This window comes from Streptomyces sp. SID13031 (genome assembly GCF_010548305.1).
Classification (GTDB): Bacteria; Actinomycetota; Actinomycetes; order Propionibacteriales; family Kribbellaceae; genus Kribbella.
In genome coordinates this window covers 162,446-185,152 of the sequence record NZ_JAAGLV010000001.1, presented here as the reverse complement: position 1 = coordinate 185,152, position 22,707 = coordinate 162,446, and the positions used below count along the sequence as shown (strand labels likewise).

The following is a 22,707-nucleotide window of genomic DNA, read 5'->3' as shown; positions in this document are numbered from 1 at the left end:
TCAGCTCATCGTCGGGATGACGAAGCTGGCGCCTTCTTTGGCGCCGGACGGCCACCGCGACGTCACCGTCTTGGTCTTGGTGTAGAAGCGGAACGAGTCGGGCCCGTGCTGGTTCAGATCACCGAAACCGGACCGCTTCCAGCCGCCGAACGTGTGGTACGCGATCGGCACCGGGATCGGCACGTTGACGCCGACCATGCCGACGTTGACACGAGCGGTGAAGTCGCGCGCGGTGTCGCCGTCGCGGGTGTAGATCGAGACCCCGTTGCCGTACTCGTGCTCGCTCGGCAGGCGCAGCGCGTCCTCGTACGTCTCGGCGCGGGCCACGACGAGAACGGGTCCGAAGATCTCCTCGTCGTAGATCCGCATCCCCGGCTTCACGTGGTCGAAGAGCGTGGGGCCGAGGAAGAAGCCCGACTCGTGACCGGCCAGGACGAAGTCGCGACCGTCGACCAGCAGCTCGGCACCCTCCTCGACACCGGCGCCGATGTAGTCGATCACCCGCTGCCGCGCCTCGGCCGTGACGAGCGGACCGTAGTCGGCCTTCTCGTCCAGGCTGTGCCCGACCGTCAGCTCCGCGATCCGCTCCTTCAGCTTCGCCACCAGGGCGTCGGCGGTCTCCTGACCGACCGGTACCGCCACCGAGATCGCCATGCAACGCTCACCGGCCGAGCCGTAGCCGGCTCCGATCAGCGCGTCGGCGACATCGTCGAGATCCGCGTCGGGCATCACGATCATGTGGTTCTTGGCGCCGCCGAAGCACTGCGCCCGCTTGCCGTTGGCGGCCGCGGACTCGTAGATGTACTGCGCGATCGGCGTCGACCCGACGAAGCCGACGGCCCTGACCCGCTCGTCCTCGAGCAGCGCGTCGACCGCTTCCTTGTCGCCGTTGACGACGTTGAACACGCCGGCCGGCAGCCCCGCTTCGAGGAACAACTCGGCGATCCGCAACGGCACCGAGGGGTCGCGCTCGGACGGCTTGAGGATGAACGCGTTGCCGGCGGCCAGTGCCGGTCCGGCCTTCCACAGCGGAATCATCGCGGGGAAGTTGAACGGGGTGATCCCAGCGACGACACCGAGCGGCTGACGCATCGAGTAGACATCGATGCCCGTCCCGGCGCCGGTCGTGTACTCACCCTTGAGCAGGTGCGGTCCCCCGGCGGCGAACTCGATCACCTCCAGCCCACGCTGGATGTCGCCCTTGGCGTCGGGGACGGTCTTGCCGTGCTCACTCGACAGCAACCGGGCGAGCGAATCCATGTCCCGGTTGACCAGGTCGAGGAAGCGCAGCAACACCCGGGCCCGGCGCTGCGGGTTCCACGCCGCCCACTCGAGCTGCGCCCGCTCGGCGTCGTCGATCGCGGCCACGACCTCGGCCTTGCTCGCCAGCGGAACGCGAGCCTGCACGCTCCCCGTATTCGGATCGAAGACGTCGGCGTACCGCCCCGAGGTCCCCGCGGTGTGCTGCCCGGCCACAAAGTGACTCAGCTCGTTGCTCAACGTCTACTCCCGTACGTCGCGACTGCGATGGGCAGCCTCATCAGATACTAGGAAGTCCGACTATATACGTGGACGTCCTACTAATCTCCGTGATCTACAGCACCGCCGATCCCTGACCTCAGGCAGGTACTCGCCGCGGCCGGAACCGGCGGATGACGAGGACGACGGTGGCTGAGACCAGGACGAGCAGGACCAGGAGGGTCCACGGAATCGTCCAGGTGTGAGTGCTGGTCTGCGTGACGGGGAGGATGGCGGTCGAGCCGGCCGCGTCCGTGACCAGCGGGAGCAGGTCGACTGCCGCAGTCAGTCTCCCGGCAGGCGTCACGCCGTGGATCGGTACGGAGACCTTCCACATCTCACCGGGGAGCAACTGAGGAGAGTCGTCGATCGCGCCGGCCTGCGTCCTTAGCTTCCCGAAAGGAGCAGAGACGGAGGCTTCTTGGCGGGCGGCCGCGATGGTGTTGCCGGTGTTGTGGATCTCGTAGGCGACGATCGCGTCGCCATTGCCGAAGGCTTTGCCTGAGTACTGCACCTTCAGGTTCTCGACCGCCAGGCTCGGCTTGAGCACACCACTGACCCGCAGCCGGATCCGGATGGCGAGCCGGCGCTCCACATCGTTTTGGGTCAGCGAGGTGATGACACCGCCCAGGTGGTCACCGGGCCTGGCATCCGCTGGTACGGCGATCTTGAACGGCACTTGGATGGACTGACCTGGCTGGACCTTCACTTGGTTGCTGCCGGCATGGACCCAGGAACCGAGGTCCTCCGATTTCGCGTCGGCGCCGAGAAGATCGAGCTGCCCACTCGTCGTGGTGAACGCGTCGGCGGCATAGACAGCAAGCTGGAGTGGCGTCTTGCCGCGGTTCACCACGACGAACGCGTCCTGTACCTCGCCACCGCCGGCCGTCGTGTAGCTGTAGTTCGCCCGGTTCGAGCCGTAACTCGTCGCGGCCGTCTTCACCTGCCAGGGCGCATCGTCGGCCGCCGCAGCGGGGGCGGCTCCGATCGCGAGCAGGGCGAACGCGGCGGCGAGCGTGCGTAGTACAGGCATCTGATGACCTTCGGCAGCTAGAGGAGTAAGGGGTGGACGCCCCGTGAGCGCCCACCCCCGACAGGAATCAGCTCACCGAAGTGAGCGTCACCTTCTCCTGTCCGTTGTCCTTCGTGGTCTTGCTCTCGGTCCAGTTCACGCCGTCGGCTGCCGCGGCGCGGACGCCACGGTCGTTGTACGGGTAGTACCGGACTCGGTCGATCACGGAGCCGACCGGCTGGGCCGGGCTGGCGCCGCTGTTCGGGCCGCACCACGGGACGCGGCCGAGCTCGACCGCGGCGTTCGGAGCGGCACAGGTACCGCTGCGGATCTCCTCGACCGTGAGCTTGTCGTCACGGACGTCGACCTTGACGTACGTCCGGACGTGCTCCTGGTTCTCGACCGAGTTGGCCCAGTGGTTCTTCGGGTTCAGCGGGTCGGGACCGTAGTTCGGGTCCTTGCTGGTGTCGGGCGCGGTCAGGTCGTAGTACTTCGAACCGGACGCCGAGTTGGCCGTCACGTAGATGACGCCGCCCGGGCCCTGCTCCACCTTGGTCGCGCCCGGCTGCTCGGCCGGGTTGGCCTTCTTGCCGTTCTTGATCACGTAGCTGCGCGAGTAGCTGTGGTCGTGACCCTGCAGGACCAGGTCGACGCCGAGGTTCGAGAACGCCGTCGGGAAGTCCTGCCGGCGGAGCTGGTTGTCGCCGTCGTTGGCGTGGTCGGCCGGCGAGTAGATCGAGTGGTGGTAGACGAGCACCGTGTACTTCGCGTTCGCACCCTGGTCCTGGATGACCTTGGTGACATAGGCGATGTGCGCGGCGTCGGCGTTGTTGGCGTAGGCGTTGCTGTTCAGGTCGATGAACAGCACGTCCTTGTACTTGTACCAGTAGTCGCCACCCGACTCGGACTTGGCGTCACCGCGGTAGAACGGCGCCGAACGGTCGGTGTTCGGAGTCCAGAAGTGCTGCTCGTAGGCCTTGCCGCCGACGTCGTGGTTGCCGATCGTCGCGGCCCACGGGTACTGCCGCAGCTTGTCGGAACCCAGGAAGGCGTTCCACTGCGGCTCGTTGTTGGCGGTCTCGACCTGGTCGCCACCGGAGACCAGGAGCTCGGCGCTCGGGTTGGCGGTCAGGGCGACGTTCAGCGTGTCCGCCCAGCCGGCGCCGTCCTTGGCGACGTCACCGGACGAGCCGATCTGCGGGTCCCCGAAGAACAGGAAGCTGTAGTCGCCGCTGAACTCGTGCGTCTTGAAGCCGTACGTCGGCGACCAGGTGGCGCCGGAGCCGACGTGGTACGAGTACGACGTGTTCTTGCGCAGCCCGTCGAGGGTCGCGTGCCCGTTGAAGCCGCCGCTCACGGTGTTGGCCGTGACGGTGGCCGGGAAGCTGGTCGCGTTCGCCGGGAACCTGCCCTTGACGATGTCCTTCGTCTCGGCGAGCTGGACGACCTGCGCCGCGTCGGTGCCGGCGTACCAGCTGACGACGCGTTGGGTCTCGGAGGCGCCGACTCCGAGGATGATTCCGGTGGGTGCCGGGGCGTCGGCGGCATGTGCCACGCCCAGACCGCCACCGAACGCCGTCGAGGCGCCAATGACTGCCACTGCTGCGCCCGCGGCCACGCGTCGGCGTGCACCGCCGGCCACGTGTGCCCAGTTGATGAGCTTCATCGAGTGTCCATCCGTTGACAGGGGTGATGAAAGTGCGCCTCTGAGCGTCTTCCTGGTCGGTGGAATCGAGGTGAACAACGGTTCACCACTCCGCTGCACGCCACGCAACAGTCGAGGGCGCGTCACATCCCGGTCACGCGCTGTACGAACCAGAACAGGCCCGCCGCCGAGACCCCCGCGGCGATCGCACCGGTGGTCCAGAGCGCGGCGACCGGTGCGCGATGGCGGAGCAGGGCGAGCAGCGGGAAGGTCAGCGCGATGAGCGACAACTGGACGACCTCGATGCCGATGTTGAAGACGAGCAACGACCACAGCAGCTGCCACGACCACGCCTCGTCGATGCCCAGCGCCCCCGCGAAACCGAGCCCGTGCACGAGACCGAAGCAGAACACCACCGCCAGCCGGGTCCAGCCCGCACGGTCCAGACTGAGGTGGCTGCGGCTGTCCGTCTCGATGTCGGTGGCCATCCTCCCCCGGCGCCAGAGCCGCCACAGATGCCAACCCGCGACGACCGCGATCGACAAGGCGATGACGGGCTCGACGAACGAGGCGGTCACGTGCACCAGACCGAGCGCGGCCAGTACGAAGGTCACCGAATGGGCGAGCGTGAAGGTCGTCGCCGCGAGCACGATCTCGCGCAGCCGGCGGGATCCGGCAATCAGCGCCAGCAGGAACAGGATGTGGTCGAGCCCGGTCAGCAGGTGCTCGGCGCCGAGCCGGAAGAACTCCCAGAACCGTTGCCCTGTGGACTGTTGGGTCGACAACACCGGATGCTGGTCGTCGAGGGCACTGCTGCCCTTCTTCAGGTCGAGGTGGTACGTGACGATGGTCTTGGTGCCCTTGACGTACCCCTCGGCATCCGGGAACAGCCCACTACGGATCTCATGTGCGGCGGCCTGCGCGCATCGGTAGTCGAGCACCAGTACGACGTACGGGACACCTTCGCGTTCCTCCATGGCGAAGTCGCCGTCGCGCGTCGCAGTACAGGCCTGGCCACTGGCCGTGACGGTGAAGCGTTCGGTCGCGTAGCGGACGACCGAGTCGGCGTGCTTCGTCAGTGCTGCGGCCTGCTGGGCCGAGTCGCCGGAGTTGAACGCCGCGGTGCCGTCCTTGAACAGCGGGTCATCCTTCTCGGCATCGGCGGCGGAGACGACGAGCAGGTCGTACTCCAGTCCGAGCTGGGCGCGAACGTGCTCCTTGGCGGGCGAGCTGAGGTCGGCGTACACGGTCGAACTGAAACCGTGCGCTTCCGCCGGGGCGGTCCCCAGTACTACGACCACGGCGGCCGCGGCCAACGCGAGGGCTCGAGCAATGCGTGACATGGAGCGCACGCTGCTCCCGATGGGTGAACGATCGGCTGCCCGCGGGCGAACAAGTGCCGACCAGCAGAAGTATCGGCGAACCATGAGGTAAAAAGAGCTGATCCCCCTGCTGACGAAGGACGATTTCGTGCGCCTGTTCCAAGCCGCCGGTACCGCGGCCGCGATCGCCGTACTGGCCTGCGGCTGTACCTCCGCCGACGACTGGTCTCAACCGCGCGCCGCCGGGCCGACCCCGGTCGGCGCACTCGGTGCCGGCTTCGTTCCCAGTGCGAAACCGTCGCCGGAGGCAACGATCACACCTCGGCCGGGTTCGTGGGACGACGTCCATCCGTCCAAGGGTTATCGGGTCGTGCTGCTCACGGCTGGTGACGACGCGCAGACGAAGACGCTGGTGACCGCAGTACAGGACTGGGCGAAGCAGAAGCACGTCAGCCTCAAGACCGTGCAGGCGAGCGCGTCCGACGACTACATCGCCCGGATCGGCGAAGCGATGGATCTGCACCCGGACCTCATCGTCGCCGCCGGCAACAACCTCGTCGACCCACTGGCGATGGTCACCCCCAACCACCTCGACCAGCAGTTCCTGGTCGTCGGCGCCGAACTGGCCGAGCCGACCGGCAACGTCACCGCAGCAGACTGGACCGGCGCCTCCTTCCGCGGCGAAGGCCTGGGCGCATCCTCCAGCTACGACCCCGCCACCTTCACCCCTTCACGCGCCGCGGCCGCCATCAGGGCCGGCGTAGCCAGCGTCCTCACCGGCCTGACCGGAATCGTCCTATGGCTCCCCTAGAGTTGAGGGCGACCGAACCCCAGGCCGGTGGTAGCGACCTGGGGTTCGTTGTCGTTGCCTGCGCGCCGACGCGCGCTGCGGCTAGCTGATCTGGTGGTTGGTGATGGTGAACGAGCCGCTACCGGTGGAGGACGCGACCGGTTGGCTTCCCCAATCCGGCCCGCCGAGGAGGGCGAGGTCGGACTTGCGGTCGCCGTTGTAGTCGCCCGGAACGGTTTCGACATCGGGGTGCTGCGCCCAGCTCGGCCAGTCTCCTGGGATCGGCAGGTTGGAGACGGTGAAGGTGCCATCACCCTTGCCGAAGGCGACCGGCTGACTGGCCCAGCCAGGACCACCACTCAGGGCAAGATCCGCATACCCATCCGCATTGAAGTCGCCGCTGACTGTTGAAACCGCCGGATCCGCGGCCCACGCCGGCCAGTCACCCGGCAGCGGCAGGTTGGAGACGGTGAAGGTGCCATCACCCTTACCGAAAGCCACCGGCTGCGTAGTCCAGCCAGGACTACCACTCAAGGCCAGATCCGCAAACCCATCCTTGTTGAAGTCGCCGCTGACAGTCGAAACCGCCGGATCCGCGGCCCACGCCGGCCAGTCACCCGGCAGCGGCAGGTTGGACACCGTGAAGGTGCCATCACCCTTACCGAAAGCCACCGGCTGCGTAGTCCAGCCAGGACTACCACTCAAGGCCAGATCCGCAAACCCATCCTTGTTGAAGTCGCCGGCAACGGTCTCGACGGTGGGATCCTCCGCCCAGCGTGCCCAGTCACCGGGGATCGGCTGATTGGAGACGGTGAAGGTGCCATCGCCCTTACCGAAAGCCACCGGCTGAGTGGCCCAGCCAGGACCACCACTCAGGGCAAGATCCGCCTTCCCATCCTTGTTGAAGTCGCCGCTGACAGTCGAAACCGCCGGGTCCGCGGCCCACGCCGGCCAGCCACCGGCGATCGGCCGGTTGGAGACGGTGTAGTCACCGTTGCCCTTGCTGAAGGCAACTGGCTGGGTGTTCCAGTTGGTACCGCCGGTGAGGGCCAGATCCGCCTTCCCATCGGCGTCGAAGTCACCGCTGACGGGTTTGACGTTCGTCCCGGCGGCCCAATAGGCCCAATCGCTGCAGCTGTCGGCACCAGCGACGTTGATCGCGTCGAAGGCCGCCGCAATGCCGCGGCACTGAGCGGAACCACCACCGTAGTAGTACTTGGCCGCCGCGATCGCGGCCACCCGCGCGTCGGCATACGTGCTGGCGGAATGCAGGCCGATGGTCAAGGCCCGGTACCAGATCTTGGCCACGACGTCACGACCGAGACCCGCGATGGTGGTGCCGTTGCAGGAAGTGCTGCTGTGGGTCACGCCACCGATGACCTTGCTGCCGGTGCCCTCGGAGGCCAGGTAGAACCAGTGGTTCAGCGGGCCGGACGAGTAGTGCGGGTCGAGCCCACCGGTGCTGGTCGACCAGCAGTCCACGCTCCGCCCGTCCTTCGACGGCTTGTCCATGTAGCGCAGCGGCGTGCCGTTGCCGTTGATGTTGATCTTCTCGCCGATCAGGTAGTCACCCGGGTCGGACGCGTTGTTCGCGGAGAACTCGACCGCGGTGCCGAAGATGTCCGAGGTGGCCTCGTTCAGACCGCCCGCATCGCCGAAGTAGTTCAGGTTCGCGGTCGCCTCCGTGACACCGTGCGTCATCTCGTGGCCGGCCACATCGATGGAGGTCAGCGGACGGGCGCTGCCCGAGCCGTCGCCGTACGTCATCTGGATGCCGTCCCAGAACGCGTTCACGTACGCGTTGCCGTAGTGCGTCCGCGAGCGCGCACCCCTGCCATCATTGAAGATGCCGTTCCGGCCGTGGACGTACTTGTAGTAGTCCCAGGTCAGCTGCGCCCCGTAGTGCGCGTCGACGCCCGCAGTTTGGCGGTTCGCGGTGGTGCCGCTGCCCCAGGTGTCATCCGGGTCTGTATAGGTGGTTCCGGTACCAGACGTCGCGCTGTTGAGGTCCGTGGTGTAGTTCCCACCACGGGCCGGGTCGCTCATCGAGAAGTTGCCGGAGCCCCCCGAGGTACCGATGCCCACGGTGCCGCTGTACATCGAGTTTCCGGTGCCGGTCTTGATCTCGTCGTCCTGGCCGAGGACGGCACCGGAGGTGGCGTCGACGAAGGTGTGCAGCACCGACGGCGTCTGGTCGGCCTTGATTCCCGAAGTGACGACCTCGTAGGCGAGCACCGGCTTGCTGGGCGTGACGAAGACGACCAGCGCCCCCTTGTTGCTGGTGGCCTTGAAGTCCGCGGACTTCGAGCCCTTGGCCAGTGCGGCCGCCTGCGACAGTGTCGGCTCGATCGACTTCACGGCCGCCTTGCCGGTCGCGTTGTAGCTGACGTCGGTGATGGCGCCGCTCTCGGCCCGACGGACGATCAGGTCGCCACCGACGACCGGTAGCCCGCGGAACGTCCGGTCGTACCGAACGAATTCGGTACCGTCCGGGTCTGCGGTGATGCTGCGCAGCACTAACTTCTCACCGGGAGTCAACCGGAGCTGCGCAGTGGTCTGCGTCGCCCTGGTCAGCTCTGCTTTCTTCAACTCAGCCTGTGTTCCGGTTGCCACCGGGTCGCTGGGCGTACCTCCACCGGACGAGCTCGCGCCCGCCGGTACGACGACCGCCGCCATCGACAACCCGGCGGCCGCGGCGATCGCCAACCATCCCGCGGATCTTCCCCGTTTCACAGCTCGTCTTCCGCTATCAGACATGAACCCCTCCTGGCCGATTGCTTCCTGAACCATCAGGGTGTGGGCGATGGAGGGGCCTTGGGGAGTGCTCTCAGCCGGGTCTGCCCACCCGCACCGACTCGTCTACCCGATCGACACGGCCAGGGGCTCGCAGGGCCGCCACAACGTCCGGCGACAGTGCCCGGAAGGTCGGCCGAAACGGACCGCTCCCGTAGGATGAGCGGCCATGGCGACCAACGCGGAGCGTAGTGCGTCGCGGCGGCGGGAGATCCTGGCGGCGGCGTCGGCGATGTTCGCGACCAAGGGCTTTCACAAGGCGTCGCTGCAGGAGGTCGCGGCGGCGGCCGGGATCACGCCGGCGGGGTTGTTGCATCACTTCGGGAGCAAGGATCAGCTGCTGACCGAACTGCTGGCGCATCGCGACGCGTCGGAGATCGCCGAGGTCAACGACCCCGAGCGCCCGCACGGTACGGCGTTTCTCGATCACCTCGCGGTCACCGCCGAACGCAACAGCGAGCGACGCGGCCTGACCCAGCTGTACGTCGTACTGTCGGCCGACGGGGTGACGGACGATCACCCGGCGCAGGACTACTTCCGGTCCCGGTACGACGGGCTGCGGTCGATGATCGCCAACGAGATCCGGCTCGCCCAGGCGGCCGGGGAGGTCTCCGGCGAGAAGGATCCGCAGGAGATCGCGACGCTGATCATCGCAGTGATGGACGGGCTGCAGATCCAGTGGCTCTACAACCCTGACTCGGTCGACATGGGCGGCCTGGTCCGCAAGCTGATCACGGTCCTGACCGCGGACTGAATTACCCCACAGACGTTACGAGCTCTTGACGGCAGCGTAAAACCTACCGACCATTCAGTAGGTAAATGATCCCGGTTCCGCCCCTGCCGAGGAGTCCTCATGAGTATTCGCGCCGTCCCCATCGCGCTCCTGGCCCTGTTCCTGCCGCTCACGGCCTCACCCGCCGTCGCCGGCTCCGGCCCCAGCGATGGTGAACGTGGTCCCGGCCGCTGTGTGCGAGCGCTGCCGTCCGGCACCCAGACGATCCAGGTCGGCTTCGGCTCAGCTGCCTATCCCGTCCGGGTTCACATCCCGGTCGATGCGCTGGCCAGAGTGCCGATCGTGCTGAATCTGCACTTCAGCAACGGGAACGCCGACCAGCAGGCGGCGTACTCGGGTCTCGAACCCGTCGGAGACCGCGAGGGCTTCGTCACCGTCGAACCCAACGGCAACATCCCGGCCGCCACGCCGAACCCGAACCAGATCTGGTTCTGGAACGTGCCCGGCGTCCCCACCACCGCGGGCAGCTACCCGCCGCCGGACGCGCGCGACGACATCGCCTTCCTGACCAAGGTTCTCGATGACGTAACGCGACTCGTCTGCGGAGACTCTTCGAGGGTGTACGTCGCCGGCCACTCGGGTGGCGCCCGGATGGCATCGGCCTACGCGTGTGCCCGCCCGGACAAGGTCGCCGCCCTCGCCGCCAGCGCCGGACTCCGCGCCGGCCGGCCCTCCCCCACCGACCCGATGTTCGCGGAGGTACAGACCTGCGCGCCGAATCGGCCAGTGCCCGTCATCACCTTCCATGGCGACGCCGACACCACGAATCCGTACCAGGGCCGCGCCACTGACCTGCGCTGGGGCTACTCCACACCCCTCGCGGTCCAGTCCTGGGCGCAGCTCGACCGCTGCACGACCGGCCCGGCCGTCGTTGCGGTCTCGCCTCATGTGAACCGTCTGACGTACACCGGGTGTGCCGGTGGCGCTCAGGTTGTTCTCTACAAGGTTGCCGGTGGCACCCATAGCTGGCCCGGCAGTGCCGCCGACTCCGGAGCAACCAAGGAGATCGAGGCCTCCACCTTGATCTGGCAGTTCTTCCAAGCCCACCGCCGTTTCTGATCCCACGAAGGAGTTGACCTAGTCATGAAGCGAACCGCCCCCCTCTGCGCCGTCATGACCCTTGCCCTGGGCCTCATCGTCCCTGTCTCCCCCGGAACCGCGGCAACCGCGGCAACCGCGGCAACCGCATCCGAGGTCTGGCTCACCACCGCCGACGCCTCCAAACTGCTCGCCCGCCAGCCCGACGTACAGTTCGGAACCACCCCTGGCAGCACGATCATCGACGTGTCCGCCTCGACCACCTATCAAACGATGGACGGCTTCGGTGCCGCCATGACGGATTCGTCTGCCTGGCTCACCTGGAACAAGCAGAGCAGCAGCCAGCGCGACGCGCTACTCACCAAGCTCTTCGACCGCGGTAACGGCATCGGGCTGAGCGTGGTCCGGCTGCCCGTCGGCGCCAGCGACTTCACCGCCAACAGCGCCGACTACACCTTCGACGACACCTGCTGCGACCTGAACGACTTCTCCATCGCGCACGACAAGGCCTTCACGATCCCGGTCCTGAAGGCGGCCAAGGCGAAGAACTCCGCCCTGAAGATCTTCGCCAGCCCGTGGACCGCGCCCGCCTGGATGAAGACCAACAACTCCCTGTACGGCGGCAAACTGCGCACCGACCGGTACGCCGACTACGCCAACTACCTGGTGAAGTACGCGCAGGCATACTCCGCCGAGGGCTTGCCGCTGTACTCGCTGGCCACCCAGAACGAGCCGCACCACGAGGCGGCGTACGAATCGATGCGAATGGAACCCAACGAGCAGGCCGCGTTCGTCAAGAACAACCTCGGGCCGGCGTTGGCCGCAGCCGGCGTCAGCACGAAGCTCGTCGCCTGGGACCACAACTGGGACGAGCCGAACTACCCGACCACCGTTCTCAACGACGCCGCCGCGAAGAACTACCTGGCCGGTTCAGCCTTCCACTGCTACGCCGGTGCGCCGAGTGCGCAGACCACTGTGCACAACGCACACCCCGACCGCGACATCTGGCTCACCGAGTGCTCCGGTGGCGCCTGGGCGCCGAACTTCGGTGACAACCTCAAATGGAACCTGCAGAACCTGATCATCGGTGGCACCAGGAACTGGGCCAAGGGCGTCATGTTCTGGAACCTGGCGCTGGATCAGAACAGCGGACCGACGAACGGCGGCTGCACCAACTGCCGCGGTGTCGTCACTATCAACTCCGGTACCGGGAACGTCAGTTACAACGTCGAATACTACGTCCTCGGTCACGCGAGCAAATTCGTCGTCCCTGGTGCACGACGGATCAGCTCCACCACCCTGTCCGGCAACATCGAAACAGTTGCCTTCCGCAACCCCGACAACTCGGTCGCCCTGATCGCCCTCAACGCCGGCTCGGCGGCCAAGACCTTCACCGTCCGCTGGAACGGCCAGTCCTTCAACCACACCCTCCCCGCCGGCGCCGTCGCCACCTACAAGTGGGCCGGCTGAACTCTCAGGTCGACAATCAGCCGACCACCGCGTGTTGCAAGGGGGACTGCTTGTTGACGACTCGCTTCGTCGCATCGTGACCGGCGTAGTCTTCGCGCAGGGTCAGTACCAGCTGGTTCAGGATGCGCTCTCCGAGTCCGCAGGCCCCGAGCAATGCCGGATAGTAGTTCATACCTACGAACGCAGCTCGTGCTTGCGCCAGGTAGATGTTGTGCAAAGCAACCACAGACCAAGGCGCAGCGCCCAGAACCGCAAAGTTCTGGATCTTCAGCTCGTAATTCTCCGTACCGAACTCATAGATCAAACCTTGTCGGACCAAGGCCTGATTCTGCCGCTGCTGCTCCTGGATCTCTGGTTCCCACTCCTCCTTGACTTTCCGAAAGCAAGTGAGCGCGCGAATCAAACTGTATATTGAAGGGGGTGTAGCGTCGCGATCCGTCTCGTGGCCCTCGTTCCTGGCCAGGCTCTACTTTGGTTGTAGCCACCGATTCACCACCAGTCGTCGGTAGTCGCTTCAGATCTCATGCCTTCTCAGCCTGACCCGAAGATGAGTGCTATGAGCACGCCTGTCATCACACCGACGGCCAGCGCGGCGACCACGCCGTTCGTTACGTCCAGTGGGCGAACGGTGAAGAAGCGGCGCCAGGAACGTGTGCCAGGACTGGCCAGACGCCCCAGGTAGCGCTGCCTGGTTCGCCCGAAACCACTGTGGTCTGTAGTCAAAGCGCCGACCACCGCGATCAACATCAGCACGACACACAGCAACGTGTACCAGAGCGGGCCAGTGTAGTCATATCCGTCAGGCTCTTTCGGATCAGCCGCCGGCACGGACTTACCCCAGGACAGTAGGCCAACCAAGGCGCTCATTCCGAGGACGAACGGCCAACCGATGCGGAACCTTCGGCGCCATAGGCTCTTGCGCAAAGACCGCGTGAAGAGGCTGACCGCATCCTGCGCTTCTCCAGATGTCGTCCACCGCCAGCGCTCGGTCCGACCAGACTCCAGCCAGAGCCTAGAGCCATCGGCATAGGTCACCTGAAGCACGACCCGAGTCGCCTTGGCAAGCATCAGAGCAAGCTCTTCAGCGACGCACGGCCCGGTCCAGGTCCGCTGGGCGATAGTTTGATCGGGATGGGTGGCAGTCAGAGTCACCTCAGCCGAATCGACCGCGAGATGCGGCAGCGCTGCGACGTACACGGCGAAGTCGACATCCTCGTTCGGCAACTTCATGTCGTAGCGCTGCCGGTCCAGATCCCACTGCGGAACCGGTACTGCCTTCGGCCCAGCGGTCGGCACATTGCTCACTGTGGTCTCCCCCCACGTGACAGGCAAACAGTGTCCACCGACAGTGACCATTCGTCCACCTGACTCTCGCCATCTACGGTCGAGACTCGTCCGCGCCGACTCACCGCCTGAGCGCCACTACATCTGGCCAATCACCTTCATTGGGATCCACCACCGACACCACAACCCGGTCGATCGGAGCGATGCCTGGACCCGGATCCTTCTCGACGGCGATATAGAAGACGTTCCGGAAGGCCAGCCTGGGCGACACCGGGCGGTACGTCAGTTCTGGTAGCCACGAATCCGGGTTCGCCACGCCTTGAGCACCTTCAGACTGTCCTCCAGAACATTGGGCTCCGGAGGGACATAGATACTGCCCGGATTGTTGTCGTGGCGGCGTGCCCATGTGGAGGTTTGCCCGTAACAGGACTGGAACTCTGCATCATCCTCGGGAGTCACTTTGGCCAGCACCTTGAACATTTTTGGCCTCACCTCACCCGAGCCCGCATCAAGCACCCTTGAGATGACCTCAAGATTGACCATGCGCTCCCAGGTCTCCGAGAGCTTCCCGGCAAAGGCCGCCACCCGCTCCTCGTACTCAGGTTCGGTGAGTCCCGGCCGGTCCCGTTTGATCGCAAGGAGTTCGGCGTCCAGGGTCTGGATCCTTGTCTTCACGTCCTGCACAGTCCAGTGGTGTATCTCGGTGCAGATGCCGGGTTGATCTCCGCGCCGCGAAATCGTTCTGTCGGTGGTCGGAAGCCCGTGTGTCTCGGCGATCCTTTCCAGAGCGATCACGAAGGTGATGTCGTGCGTGAAGACGATCACCTGCCGCTCAGCGGCCAGCTCCACCAGTCTCAGGGCGACCTCCTCCCGGATATGGTGATCGAGTGAGGTGACCGGATCATCGAACACGACGGCTGACTTCGTCCCCTCGAACTTGACCTCGGTCAGGAAGCCCGCGAGCCCCAAGGCGGTCAGCTCTCCCTCGCTGAGGACCTTCTGCACCGGGGCCTGTCTCGTCGCTCCGACGAAGCCGGGCTTGTGGGTCAACACCCCCTTGCGTCCACCTGCCGGAGCAAACGTCACCCGTCGAAGGCCGAGGCGCTTAGCCTCCGTGACGAACTGATCCGACACCAGCTGCGTGACGTGCTTCTTCGTGAGTTCAGTCGCCTCACGGGTGATCGACGACGTCTCGATGCCGTCCCGGGCAGACTGCATCTCCGTCCTCACCTTCAGCCTGCTCACCTCGGTCCGCATTGCTGCGACAGAATCCACCAGTGCTCTGGTGGAACGCGCCTCGGTGATCTCAGCTCGCAGGCGATCCAGTTCGGCTGTGTAGCTGACCTGATCGATCGACTCTGCTTGCTCCACGGCTGCCGCAGCGGCTTTGTCCAGTTTCGCCGTAGGCGGAGCCTGAACAGCCTCGAACAGACCCCAGTCGGGATCACCCATCCAGGCCAGTAACCGATCGCCCCGGCCAGCGGCAGCTGCCAGCCATTGGCGGACGCCTTCGGCCAGCTCAAGGCCCGCAGGTTGGATCCGCTCAAGCGCAGCATGAACCTCTGCCGACATTTCCCTTGCTGAAAGCAACCGCTTCCTCAGTTCTTCCAGCTCAGCCTCGGCGGCCGAAGCCTGCTGCTCGGTGGTATCGACCATGAACTCATAGAATCGTCGCAGCCGGTCCGCGCCGTCCGTCAGCAGTGTCTGCTGACAGAGGACGCAGTTCTCCTCCGCATCCGCCACTGGGAATCGTCGATCCGGATAGGCGTCAGTCTCGGAATACCTCCTGGCCGCCTGCCACAACTCACGCCACGCCGCCGATCCGACACCGGCCAAGGGCTCGGTCTCGAAGCCACGCAATGAGGCGGCCACCGCTGCCTCCCGCAGGCTGCGGGCTCTGCCCGAAGCATTGGCGAACCCTTCCAGGCCAGCCGCTCCGATGAGGTCGCCGAGTTCCCGACACTTGCCGGACACCGTCTCGTACGACTTGGCGATCGTCCGTAGCCGCTCCTTCTCCGCCCGCAGATCGCTGGCCTCGAGGCGAGCAAACTCTCGAACCAGAAGTGCTACCCGTTCGCTGAAGCCGGTTGGCACAGTGGTGGCTGCAACGATCTCAGCATCCGCCGTCTGCGCACTGAGCGACCCCAAGAAGGCCGCGGCACTCGTGCCCGCGGGCATCGGCGGCAGACTCGCTCGCTCGTTGTTGTTCGCGATCAACCTCGCGTCGAGCTCAGCCGCCACCTTGTCGCAGATCGCAACGAGCCATTCGAGCAGGACCAACGCAGACGGGCGGTAGCTGATCTCTGACGCTACAGTCACATACGCCTGACCGCAGTCCCGGTCGTAGAAGCGAACCTGCGCCAGCGAACCGCTCGCCGTCGAGCCCCAGGTCCAGGTACCTGACTTGCCGTTCAGGTCCGCGTAGTCGATGGACGCTTCCTGCGGAGGCTGTGTACCAGTGCCGAACACATTGCCCAACACTTCGATGCCGACGCGTGCGCTCACGCCACGGCGCAGGAGGCGCGCGTAACCAGACTTGCCACTGCCGTTGAATCCGTAGACGACCGTTAACCCGTGCTCACCGAACGTCAAGGTCTGGCCTTCCGCGAGATCGTTGACTCCGCGCACGTTCGTCACCCAGGCAAGCCGTACGCCCGCCGGCGCGACCGGACTCCCCGGAATGTCGGCTGCCGTCACCGGCGTCACCACGGCCTGCGCCGACGCGATCAGATCGTCGACGATCTTCTTGATATCGACCTCGCCCAAGACCTCGTTCCGGCACATCCGGCCGACGACATCTTGTTGCCAGGCAGGACGTTTAAGCAGCCAAGCAGCCAACTCCTCCTCAAGCGTCATCGCGGCTTCCGCCCCACTGAGCGAAGCCGCGAGAACCTCGAAAACCTCATGCTGAAGCAGACCATGGTCCCCCCACGATCGAATGAATTCGAGGGTCGACCGTCTCGGTCAGCTGACCGGCGGAGCAAACTCTCCCCCGCCCAGGACTATGCCGCGATCACGCTCCGTTGCCAAGGCCTCGACGACAGATTGTGACTAAGACACTCCAGATATGCGCACGCCGAGAATCCTTCGGTGTATCCCCTGGAGGATCACCAAGACCCAAGAGCCTGTCCGATCATCCGTAAAGAGCGCATGGGAAATTCGATGCCTGATGCCCGCGCGAGCTTCAGTCGTCCGACGATCGCGCCTGACAGGCAAGCGACCGGTGGCTTGATCGACTTGCTGCGCACTGACGGAGCAGAGACGGAGTACCACGAGTCGTAGCGGGACGCGGGTGGATCAGCTAGAAGACCAGACCCGGGATGCCCACGCGGGTACACGCGAGACGGCCGGCCCCAGCGACTCGAGTGCCTGCTCCCGTTCTCGCGCGACGGAGGAGCGCACACCCAGGGTGGGTGGGAGCGCCGAGTGGTGAGCGACGGAGGAGCGAGCGGCGAGGCAGCGTGGGGAGTTCCCTTTGGCTACTTGAGTTCGGCGGAGGTTTTGCCGAGGAGGCGGCGGGCGACGATCAGTTGCTGGATTTGTTGGGTGCCTTCGAAGATGTCGAGGATTTTGGAGTCTCGGGCCCATTTTTCCAGGAGGTGGTGTTCGGAATAGCCGAGGCTGCCGGTCAGTTCTACGCAGCGGAGGGTGATGTCGTTGCCTACTCGGCCGGCTTTGGCTTTGGCCATGGAGGCTTGGAGGGAGTTGGGCTGGGAGTTGTCGGCCATCCAGGCGGCCTGGAGGGTGAGGAGGTAGGCGGCTTCCCAGTCGGCTTCCATTTGCAGGTACGACGCCGCGGCGGCCGGCTGTAGGTGGACCGGGCGGTCGTAGTCGATCTCGACACCGGCCTCCGACAGCAGTTCGCGGGTGACCTCCAGGGAGGCGCGGGCGCAGCCGACTGCCATCGCGGCGACCAGCGGGCGCGTGTTGTCGAAGGTTTGCATGACGCCTGCGAAACCCTTCTCCGCATCGACTTCCGGGGCGCCCAGCAGGTTCTCGGCGGGGACGCGGCAGTTCTCGAAGCGGATCGTTGCGGTGTCGGACGAGCGGATGCCGAGCTTGTGCTCGAGCCGCTCGACCGTCATCCCCGGGGTGTCCTTGAAGACGACGAAGGACTTGATCGCGGCCCGGCCGACCGCTTTGTCCAGTGTCGCCCAGACGACCACCGCGTCGCAGCGGCCGCCGGCGGTGACGAAGATCTTCTCGCCGTTGATCACGTAGCCGTCGCCATCGAGCCGCGCCGTTGTCTGGATGTTCGCCGAGTCCGAACCGCACCCCGGCTCGGTGATCGCCATCCCCGCCCACACGCCGTCGAACCGCGCGAGTTGCTCGTCCGACGCCACCGACGCGATCGCCGAGTTGCCCAGCCCTTGCCGCGGCATCGACAGCAGCAGCCCGACGTCACCCCAGCACATCTCCATGACCGACAGCACCGACGACAGGTTGGACCCGTTCTTCACCTTGCCGTCGCCATCCTCCTCAGAGGCCGAGGTACGCCGTACGCCGCTCGCTCCCGCACCCGACCCGGTCCCCGACGCGCCCAGCCCGTCGACCATCGCCGCGAGCATGTCGAGCTCTTTCGGATACGCGTGCTCGGCAAGGTCGTACTGGCGCGAATTCGGCCGCAGCATCTCCGCAGCGACCTGGTGCGCCTGGTGGATGAACGCGCGGAACTTCCGCGGAGTCTCGAGGTTGATCATCAGACCAGCACCGCGCCTTCCATCACGCCGACGGCTCGCAAGTCGCGATACCACCGCTCCACCGGATGCTCCTTCACGAAGCCGTGCCCGCCGAGCAACTGCACCCCGTCCGTCCCGATCTGCATCCCCTTCTCGGTGCACAACCGGCGCGCCAACGCGACCTCCCGGGCGAACGAAAGCCCTTGCTCAGCACGCGATCCGGCCCGGTACGTCACGAGTCGCATCCCCTCCAGCTCGATCGCGATGTTGGCAACCATGAAGGCCACCGACTGCCGATGACTGATCGGCTCACCGAACGCGGTCCGCTCGTTCACGTACGGCGTGACGTAGTCGAGCACCGCCTTCGCGGTACCGAGCGACAGCGCACACCACCCCAGCCGCGACAGCCGGACACACTCGGCATAGTCCTCGAGCGTTCCCAACTGCACAGCCGGTACGTCGTCCAGCAGCACCCGGCTGAGCGAGGCCGCCCGCAGACCCATCGACGGCTCGGCCTCAATCGTCACGCCCGGATGCCCGGACTCGACCAGGAACAACGCCGGCCCCTGATCCTCGAGCTGGGCGGCGATCACGAACACCTCGGCCTCGGCGCCGCGCGGGACCAACGACTTGACCCCGTTGAGCAGATGACCGTTTCGTTGCCTCGTCGCCCTGGTCTTCAAGGCGAACGGGTCGAACAATGCGCGCGGCTCGACGATCGCCAGCGCGGCGGCCGGTACCGACTCACCCGTGAAGGCGGGCAGGTACGTCGCCTGTTGCGTCTCATCGCCCCACAGCGAGATCGCCGTACTGACCGCGGCCGGGGCGAGACACGCGACCGCCTGGCCCATGTCGCCATGCGCCATCGCCTCGGCCACCAGCACTCCGGTCAACGCCGACCGCTCGCTGACGATCCCGCCCAGCTCTTCCGGTACTTCGATCAGGCTCAACCCGAGCTCGGCCGACTGCGCGAGCACCTTCGCGTCCGTAGTACCGGTGATGTCCGCCTCGGCGGCCGCTGGTCGCAGCACTTCGGCGGCGTACTCCGTGACGACGCCGACGACCATCTGCTGGTCCTCGGTCGGGGTGAGGTCGAATCGTCCGCTGCCCTTGGCCGCCGGCAGCCGGGACGGCTTGGCCAGCTTCGAGGCCGCGGTGAAGCTCCTGGTCAGCGCGCCGGCCGTCCGGAATCCGGTCTTGGTCGCCTCGAAGACGACCCGCTCGGTCTGCTTGCGCAATCCCAGCCGGTCGATCGCCCGCGACTTCGCCAGCCGGTTCAGCAGCGCGACACCGACGCCGATCGGGTCCCGCCGACGGCTGGGCTTAGCACTCTGCTGGATCGCCATGCCGCAACTGTAAACCGAAGTTACAACTGAAGTCACGCACCCCAACTCACCAGAGGCCGTCCCGACCGACAGGTAGTGCACCTCCGTACGCCGTACACGAGCGCTCGAATCAGGCTGTGCACCCCGTCAGCCCCGGCACTATGTCCTGTCGGTCCGCACGCCGTCCGCTTTCGCCGTGAGGTACCTCTGCTCAGGCAATGAGGTCGTCCGCCGGGCAGCGGCGAGGTAGTGCTCGCGAGCCGCGGGGAAGTCGCCGAGGCGCTCCAGAAGATGCGCACGTACGGCGTCCAGTCGGTGGTTGTCTGCCAATCGGTGGTCGCCGTCGAGCGTGGCGAGCAGGTCCAGCCCGGCTTGCGGCCCGTCGACCTGGGCCAGCGCGATCGCACGGTTGAGCGTCACCATCGGATTGGGCGCGATCTTCTCCAGCAACAGGTAGAGCGCGAGGATCTGCTTCCAGTCGGTCTCATCGGCGCTCGGCGCCTCCGAGTGGATAGCTGCGATCGCCGCCTGCAATTGGTACGAACCGACCTCGCCATGCGCGAGCGTGTGTAGTACCAGCGCGGCGCCCTCCTCGATCGGCTCGCGCAACCACAGGCTGCGATCCTGCTCGTCGATCGGGATCAAACTGCCGTCGGGCTTGGACCGCGCCGCCCGCCGCGCATCGGTGAGCAGCATGAGCGCCAGCAGGCCGGCGACCTCGCCCTCGTCCGGCAGCAACTGGTACAGAAGACGCGCCAGCCGGATCGCCTCGGCGGTCAGCTCGACGCGCTGCAGATCAGGCCCGGAGCTTGCCGTGTAGCCCTCGTTGAAGATCAGGTAGAGGACTTGCAGGACGACGCGCAGCCGATCCGCGCGCTCGTCCTCGGGCGGCAGTACGAACCGGCTGCCGGCCGTCTTGATGCTCTTCTTCGCCCGGCTGATCCGCGGCGCCATCGTTGCCTCCGGCACCATGAACGCCCGGGCGATCTCGGCCGTCGTCAGACCGCCGACCGCCCGCAGCGTCAACGCCACCTGTGAGGCAGGCGTGACCGCCGGATGGCAGCACAGGAAGAGCAGCGTCAAAGTGTCATCGGACTCCGGCGGCTGATCCTGGTCGGCACCGGGCGCAACCAGCTCGTCGGTCCCAGCCATCGCCGCCACCGAGTCCTCCCGCCGGCGCCGCGCACTCTCACTCCGGAACTGATCAGTGAGCTTGCGGGTGGCAACAGTGATCAACCAGCCCCGAGGATTCCCCGGTACGCCGTCCGCGGGCCACTGCGTCGCCGCCGCGAGCAAAGCCTCCTGCACCGCGTCCTCGCACAGATCGAACTGCCCATGCCGCCGAACCAAAAACCCCAGCACCTGCGGCGCCAACTCCCGCAACAGCCCCTCAACCCGCTCCCCCACACTCACCAAAAACTCCTCTCCAGCGATCCGGGTTGAGGCTATCGCTGGAGGTGGCGGAGGGCGGCTGTGGTGGGGATTCGGGTGAGTGGGCCGAGGAGGGAGGCGTCGCGGAGGGCGGTGCGGGCGGCGAGGTGGCCGCAGGCGCCGTGGACGCCGGGGCCGGGGTGGATTGCGGAGCTGCCCAGGTAGAGGCCGGTGACGACCGTACGGGGGCTGCCGAGGCCGACGGTTGGGCGGAAGATCAGTTGCTGGTGGAGTTGGGCTGTACCACCGCCGAGTGCGCCGAGGCCGAGAGAGGCGTTCGCCTGGATGAAGTCGCTCGGGCGTTGCAGATCGCGGGCGATGACCAGGTCGAGGAAGCCGGGAGCGTGGCGTTCGATGGCGCGGTCCATCCGGCCGGCCAGCTTCTCCGCTTCAGCGTCGTCGGTGACTCCGCGCGGTAGATGCGAGTACGCCCAGACGGCCTCAGTACCTTCCGGCGAGCGCGATGGGTCCGCCTTGGTGGTCTGGCCGATCAGCAAGAAAGGTGCTGTGGGCAACCGGCCGGTGTCGAGGTCGGCGCTCAGGTGGACGAGGTCGTCCGCAGTACCGCCCAGGTGGATGACGCCGGCTTCTCGCGCCTCGGCGGCGCGCCACGGGATCGGGCCGCTCAGCCGATAGTTGAGCTTGACCGTCGGGTAGTCCCATTCGAACTTCTCGAGATCGCGACGCAACCCAGCCGGGATGCTTGCTGACGGCAACAGTTCGCCGTACAGGGTCTGGGCGGAGACGTCGGCGATGACAGCGCGGCGTACGGAGACCACCTCGCCGCTTGCGGTCCGTACTGCGGTTGCCTTGCCCGCCGACACGTCGATCGAGGTAACCGGTGCGCCGGTGACGAGGAGGGCGCCGGCGCGCTCGGCGCGGCGTACGAGGGCTGACGAAAGGGAGCTCGAACCGCCTTCTGCAACAGGGAAACCGACATCCTGGGCGAGCATCGCCAGCAGCCAGCCCATGGTTCCGCTGACGCTTCCGCTGAGTGGCGCGTCGGCGTGGAAGGCGTTGCCGGCGAGGATCGCGCGGCCGCGTTGGCCTTCGAAGAGCTCCTGACCCATCCGGTGCATCGGCATCGCCATGAAGCGCGCGAACCTGGCCAGCTCACCCGCCGATCCGAGCTTGCGCGCGAGTCGCAGGCCTGGGGCGACCGGCGGCCAGGAGGTGAGCAGCGACTGGAGGAAGGGTTCGCGGATCTTGACGTAGTCCCGGTGGAGGCGCAGCCAGGTGTCGCCGTCCTTCGGGTGATCGCGACCGATCGACGCGGCGGTGTCGGCGGGGTCGGGGTGGATCGCGGGCGCATCGTCGGCGTCGGGATCGAGCAGGTGCGCCACCGCGAGCGGGGCGTAGGCCCAGCGCAATCCGAACTTCTCGAGCTCCAGAGCACGCAGTACCGGCGAAGCGACCCCGAGCGGATAGCTGGAGCTGAACCGGTCGCTCACCCAGCCGTCGTCGGTGGTCGAGCGCACCGCGCCGCCCGGCTCGTCGGCGGCCTCGAGCACGAGCACGTCCCAGCCGGCGTCGGCCAGCTCGATCGCGCTGACCAGCCCGTTCGGCCCGGACCCGATCACCACAGCATCAACCACCCGCGGCAACAT

At 66.4% G+C, this 22,707-nt stretch carries 16 protein-coding genes; 4 read left to right on the top strand and 12 right to left on the bottom strand.

Annotation, left to right across the window (positions count from 1 at the left end; genetic code table 11):
- From G3I17_RS00820 to G3I17_RS00805, 4 genes are all read right to left on the bottom strand, one after another.
- Entirely contained in the window at positions 1–1,500 is a 1,500-nt protein-coding gene (locus G3I17_RS00820) for a CoA-acylating methylmalonate-semialdehyde dehydrogenase (protein WP_164592898.1), read from the bottom strand.
- Positions 1,501–1,618: 118 nt separating this feature from the next.
- Positions 1,619–2,551: a DUF916 domain-containing protein gene (locus G3I17_RS00815; RefSeq protein WP_164592896.1), complete on the bottom strand. Its 933-nt coding sequence runs from the start codon at positions 2,549–2,551 to the stop codon at positions 1,619–1,621.
- 67 nt (positions 2,552–2,618) lie between these two features.
- Positions 2,619–4,196, bottom strand: coding sequence for a metallophosphoesterase family protein (locus tag G3I17_RS00810; protein WP_164592894.1), 1,578 nt, complete (start codon positions 4,194–4,196; stop codon positions 2,619–2,621).
- A gap of 122 nt (positions 4,197–4,318) precedes the next feature.
- Positions 4,319–5,518: a HupE/UreJ family protein gene (locus G3I17_RS00805; RefSeq protein WP_164592892.1), complete on the bottom strand. Its 1,200-nt coding sequence runs from the start codon at positions 5,516–5,518 to the stop codon at positions 4,319–4,321.
- A 127-nt stretch (positions 5,519–5,645) separates the two neighbouring features.
- On the opposite strand from G3I17_RS00805, the gene G3I17_RS00800 reads away from it, so the two are divergent.
- A complete protein-coding gene (locus G3I17_RS00800) occupies positions 5,646–6,308 on the top strand; it encodes a BMP family ABC transporter substrate-binding protein (protein WP_164592891.1) in 663 nt (220 codons plus the stop codon).
- Between the two features lie 81 nt (positions 6,309–6,389).
- On the opposite strand, the gene G3I17_RS00795 is transcribed toward G3I17_RS00800, so the two are convergent.
- Positions 6,390–9,020, bottom strand: a complete 2,631-nt coding sequence (locus G3I17_RS00795) for a M4 family metallopeptidase (RefSeq protein WP_164592889.1) — start codon at positions 9,018–9,020, stop codon at positions 6,390–6,392.
- 229 nt (positions 9,021–9,249) lie between these two features.
- Between G3I17_RS00795 and G3I17_RS00790 the strand changes: the two genes are divergently transcribed.
- From G3I17_RS00790 to G3I17_RS00780, 3 genes are all read left to right on the top strand, one after another.
- The gene (locus G3I17_RS00790; RefSeq protein ID WP_164592887.1) at positions 9,250–9,834 is read left to right on the top strand and encodes a TetR/AcrR family transcriptional regulator; all 585 of its coding nucleotides are present in this window, start codon (positions 9,250–9,252) and stop codon (positions 9,832–9,834) included.
- Positions 9,835–9,933: 99 nt separating this feature from the next.
- On the top strand, positions 9,934–10,932 hold the full coding sequence (locus G3I17_RS00785; protein WP_164592885.1) for a PHB depolymerase family esterase: 999 nt from the start codon (positions 9,934–9,936) through the stop codon (positions 10,930–10,932).
- Positions 10,933–10,956: 24 nt separating this feature from the next.
- The gene (locus G3I17_RS00780; RefSeq protein WP_164592883.1) at positions 10,957–12,381 is read left to right on the top strand and encodes a glycoside hydrolase family 30 beta sandwich domain-containing protein; all 1,425 of its coding nucleotides are present in this window, start codon (positions 10,957–10,959) and stop codon (positions 12,379–12,381) included.
- A gap of 16 nt (positions 12,382–12,397) precedes the next feature.
- Here the strand turns inward: G3I17_RS00780 and G3I17_RS00775 are convergent, their stop codons facing one another.
- From G3I17_RS00775 to G3I17_RS00745, 7 genes are all read right to left on the bottom strand, one after another.
- Positions 12,398–12,784 carry a hypothetical protein gene (locus G3I17_RS00775; RefSeq protein WP_164592881.1) on the bottom strand — a complete coding sequence of 129 codons (387 nt, stop codon included), beginning with the start codon at positions 12,782–12,784 and terminating at the stop codon, positions 12,398–12,400.
- A gap of 128 nt (positions 12,785–12,912) precedes the next feature.
- On the bottom strand, positions 12,913–13,686 hold the full coding sequence (locus tag G3I17_RS00770; RefSeq protein WP_164592879.1) for a hypothetical protein: 774 nt from the start codon (positions 13,684–13,686) through the stop codon (positions 12,913–12,915).
- Between the two features lie 261 nt (positions 13,687–13,947).
- Positions 13,948–16,521 carry an AAA family ATPase gene (locus G3I17_RS00765; protein WP_164592877.1) on the bottom strand — a complete coding sequence of 858 codons (2,574 nt, stop codon included), beginning with the start codon at positions 16,519–16,521 and terminating at the stop codon, positions 13,948–13,950.
- A 623-nt stretch (positions 16,522–17,144) separates the two neighbouring features.
- Complete coding sequence (locus G3I17_RS00760) at positions 17,145–18,365, bottom strand: acyl-CoA dehydrogenase family protein (protein WP_164592875.1); 1,221 nt, start codon at positions 18,363–18,365, stop codon at positions 17,145–17,147.
- Complete coding sequence (locus tag G3I17_RS00755; protein WP_203589571.1) at positions 18,365–19,690, bottom strand: acyl-CoA dehydrogenase family protein; 1,326 nt, start codon at positions 19,688–19,690, stop codon at positions 18,365–18,367. Before G3I17_RS00755 ends, G3I17_RS00760 begins: the two co-directional genes overlap by 1 nt.
- Before the next feature lie 138 nt (positions 19,691–19,828).
- Positions 19,829–21,076, bottom strand: a complete 1,248-nt coding sequence (locus G3I17_RS00750; RefSeq protein WP_343238193.1) for a DUF6596 domain-containing protein — start codon at positions 21,074–21,076, stop codon at positions 19,829–19,831.
- Positions 21,077–21,114: 38 nt separating this feature from the next.
- Positions 21,115–22,707: an NAD(P)/FAD-dependent oxidoreductase gene (locus tag G3I17_RS00745; protein ID WP_164592871.1), complete on the bottom strand. Its 1,593-nt coding sequence runs from the start codon at positions 22,705–22,707 to the stop codon at positions 21,115–21,117.